The following is a 3,107-nucleotide window of genomic DNA, read 5'->3' as shown; positions in this document are numbered from 1 at the left end:
GATCAGGCTGGACTGCACCGTCAGGCTGACGCCGGCGAAGAACTGTTTGTGCAGCTCCTCGTAGTTGCTCTTGTCCTCGGCCGAAAGCAGGTTGACGTCGTTGGCCGCAAGGATGTCGGCGTCGCGGCCGGCTGCGACCTTTGCGGCCTGGAGGTTGGCGTCGTGGCCGGCGTCGATGGTGACGTCGCGGCCGGCTGAAAGCGTCGAGGTGGCGTTGGTCGAAGTGCCTTGGCTTGTCTTGTCGGTGGCCGAGCCGAAGCCGATGCCGATCGAGGCCGAGCCGCTGCCGGACGACACCTGGATGCCGAAGCCGGAGCGCTTCTTCTGTTCCAAGGAGAAAGCGCTTTCGGCGCCCGGCGTGACGTTGACGTCGCGGGCGGCACTCAGCAAAAGGTCCGCCCCGGCCGTGACCGAAGAGCCGAAGACGCTGACGTCGCCGGCGCGCGCCGCAAGCGCTACGTCGCCGCCGGCCGCAAGGTTCGAGCCGATCGCGACGGTCGAGCCGTCGGCCGCGGTCCTCTCGTTCTTGCCCCAGATCGAGAAGAAGCCGTCGCCGGAGCCGGCAAAGCGCTTGGCAACGTCCCCTGTAGCATCGCCGTGTACCTTCTTGCGCTGTTATCGAGTTGGTAGGCACCCTCAGCGCTTGAGCACATCTATTCTGGCGTCCCGACATGAGGTGAAAGTAACGCGAACCACAAACCTCCGGGGTCAGTGTCCCTAGCGCCCGCGTCCAACCATTCTCTCAGAACGGCGTTTGCGACTTCCTCGTTGGTCTCACCATATTGTGGCTGGAGTATCCAGTCGTACTTGGTTCCCCCGCCGCCCATGACAGGTTTTGCGCCCCGTTCCAGAAGAGCCGTCACGCACCTTTGCACAAATTCGGCGAGCTCACCGCCGCTCAAGTCAAAACCATATCGTCCCGCAGGGACGATCTGCCACAGGCCGACAGCATCGATCGGCAGCTCCTCAGCAACAGTTTTGATATGTTCTGCAATTGTGTGCCCGTACAATCTATGTCTGGTATCAAATCTCATTGTTGATGGACCTTAAAGCCAGAGGGCAAACTGGGGGTATTGCTTTTGATTACGTCAATAGTCGCGCCGCTGTCGTCACTTGTTCTCAGACCAAAGACCGTCCCATCCGATCTTTGATACCACGTTCCTTTATAGCCTGGTGGAGTCGTCACCGGTGCGGACCCTTCCATCAATTGAGACTGAAGTTGGCTAAATTGTGCAGGTGTAACAGTCTGGATATTCTGGCCAGCTCCCGGCTTCACATATCCAACCGGCTCGCCTTTAGGCAGCAATATGTCACTTATGCTCGCTCGGGCGTTTCCACCAGCGCCTGACGGCTGGGTCGAGCCTAGGGGATGACCACCAACTGCTTCATCACCCGCCGCCGCCTCTCCCTCGGCTGCCCCACCCTTCGCGGCCGCGGATAGACCGAGAACGCCGTATGCCGTGTTGGTGACGGTTTCGGAGACGTATTTGAGGGCTTGCCCGGTCGCGAAGCAGCCGGCTGATTGGCCGTGATCCTCGCAGTAGCCAACGCCCGCGGCGACATCCATTACGTGTTGCTCGAACGTGCTGGCGTCGCCCGTCAGCCAACGCTCCTGAACCTGATAGGCAAGCAGGCGCTGCGCTTCGGCTTCATTGAGCCCAAGCTTCTGCAACTCCAGGACCTCGCGATAGGAAAATTGCGGGTTTTCGTTCAGGTCGCCCAGGAGATTGCGCACGCATTTCGTCGTGCGGCATGCGTCGAGCAGGCGATCCTGATCGAAGTCCAGATCGATGTAGCGCTGGGAAACCGCGGCCTTGCAAGAGACCGGATCAGGCTCGCTGTCGCAGCCCTTCAACTCGCTTGAGAGATCTTCGCGCTGCTTGTGCGTCAGATAGTTGTCGTTGACGTTGTCGAGCGCGGTCGCAGCCCCTTGCGTTCCGCCGACTGCCACGCCCACGACTGCCGCCACCCATTGGGTGATGGCGCTCTTCTGAGTGTCCGTCAGGTTCGGATTGACCTTGAGTACGTCCTGCAGCACGCCGTTGGCGAATTCGCTGGCGCCACCGGCCAGCGCACCGGCCGCGATATTGCCGCCCGCCGCCTTGGCGACAATGGCGCCAACGGCGGCATGCAGGACGATCTTTTCCTTGCTGCCCTCCTCAAAGCCGAGCTTTTTGGAGAGCTCGCCGACGCCGATATTCAGCAGTTCCGATAGTGCGGCAGCGCTCGCCTGCTGCGCCTTCAGCCTGTCGATGTCGAACGGCTCAACGCTGGTGTTTGCTTTTGACAGATCGGTGTTGAGGCCGGAGAGATCCTGGCTCTGGTTGGTGAGCGTTAGTTGGCCTGGGGTGAGTGTGGCCAACGTCTCACCCTTTTCGCTGTGCTTCGCCGGCTGGCTAACGAGCGGGATCGGAATGCCGATCGGGGTCAGCGAGAAGCCGTAGCTCGAGGTGGACGTCTTCGAGCTGTTGGCGATGTCGGAATAGGTGAGTGAATTGGCCGAGAGCTCGTTGTTCCCTGGATCGGCGGTCGAGGCGATGACGCCGCCTTTCAGCTCGACATCGCCGTCGGCGGTGACGTGATAGCCGCCGGTGCCCGCGACGATGCCAGACTGCTGGGTGACATTGGCATAGTCGCCCTTGATCCTGCCGAGCTGCGCGCCGCCGGAAACGGCGCCGCTGAAGAGATCGATGCCGAGGGAGGCGCCGAGCGTCTTCTCCTTATAGGCGGCCGTCGCCTGACGGCTGATAATGTCGAGATCGCCGCCGACATCGGCGGTGACGCTATTCCCGGAGACGACGGCGCCGGCAAGCGTCGTGTCGCCGCCGGATTTGAGCGTGGCCGCGTTGCCGGCGTTGACGGTGGTCAAAACAGGCGAGGAAGAGGATGCCGCTATCTCGCTCTTCGAGTAGCTGAAGCCGGCTGATAGCGAGGCGGAGGCAAGCGGTTGCGTGCCTTCGCCGATATTCTTCAGGGCGTCATAGGCCTTGTAGGCGGCGAGCGCCGCCGGTGCGATCGCATAGGCCTTGTTGTCGCCGCCAAGGCCGTTTGCGGCCGAGGCGATGTTCTGCCCCGCGCTGATCAGGCTGGACTGCACCGTCAGGCTG

The 3,107-nt window shown here is 61.9% G+C and carries 3 protein-coding genes; all 3 read right to left on the bottom strand.

The genetic code is table 11. The features are described from left to right. The coding region (locus AB4048_RS28580; RefSeq protein ID WP_442205317.1) for a hemagglutinin repeat-containing protein at positions 1 to 537 on the bottom strand (537 nt) is incomplete at its 3' end. Positions 538 to 653: 116 nt separating this feature from the next. Then, the gene (locus tag AB4048_RS28575) at positions 654 to 1,034 is read right to left on the bottom strand and encodes a hypothetical protein (protein WP_442205316.1); all 381 of its coding nucleotides are present in this window, start codon (positions 1,032 to 1,034) and stop codon (positions 654 to 656) included. Next, positions 1,031 to 3,107: hemagglutinin repeat-containing protein (locus AB4048_RS28570; protein ID WP_442205315.1), on the bottom strand; the 2,077-nt coding region annotated here is incomplete at its 5' end. The genes AB4048_RS28570 and AB4048_RS28575, both read right to left, overlap by 4 nt.

This window comes from Rhizobium sp. RAF56, assembly GCF_052113965.1.
Taxonomy (GTDB): Bacteria; Pseudomonadota; Alphaproteobacteria; order Rhizobiales; family Rhizobiaceae; genus Rhizobium.
This window is presented reverse-complemented; position numbering and strand designations above follow the sequence as displayed.

Bases quoted from the DNA above. Each gene is read 5' to 3' on its own strand.
- AB4048_RS28575 (WP_442205316.1), bottom strand. From the start codon at position 1,034: ATGAGATTTGATACCAGACATAGATTGTACGGGCACACAATTGCAGAA.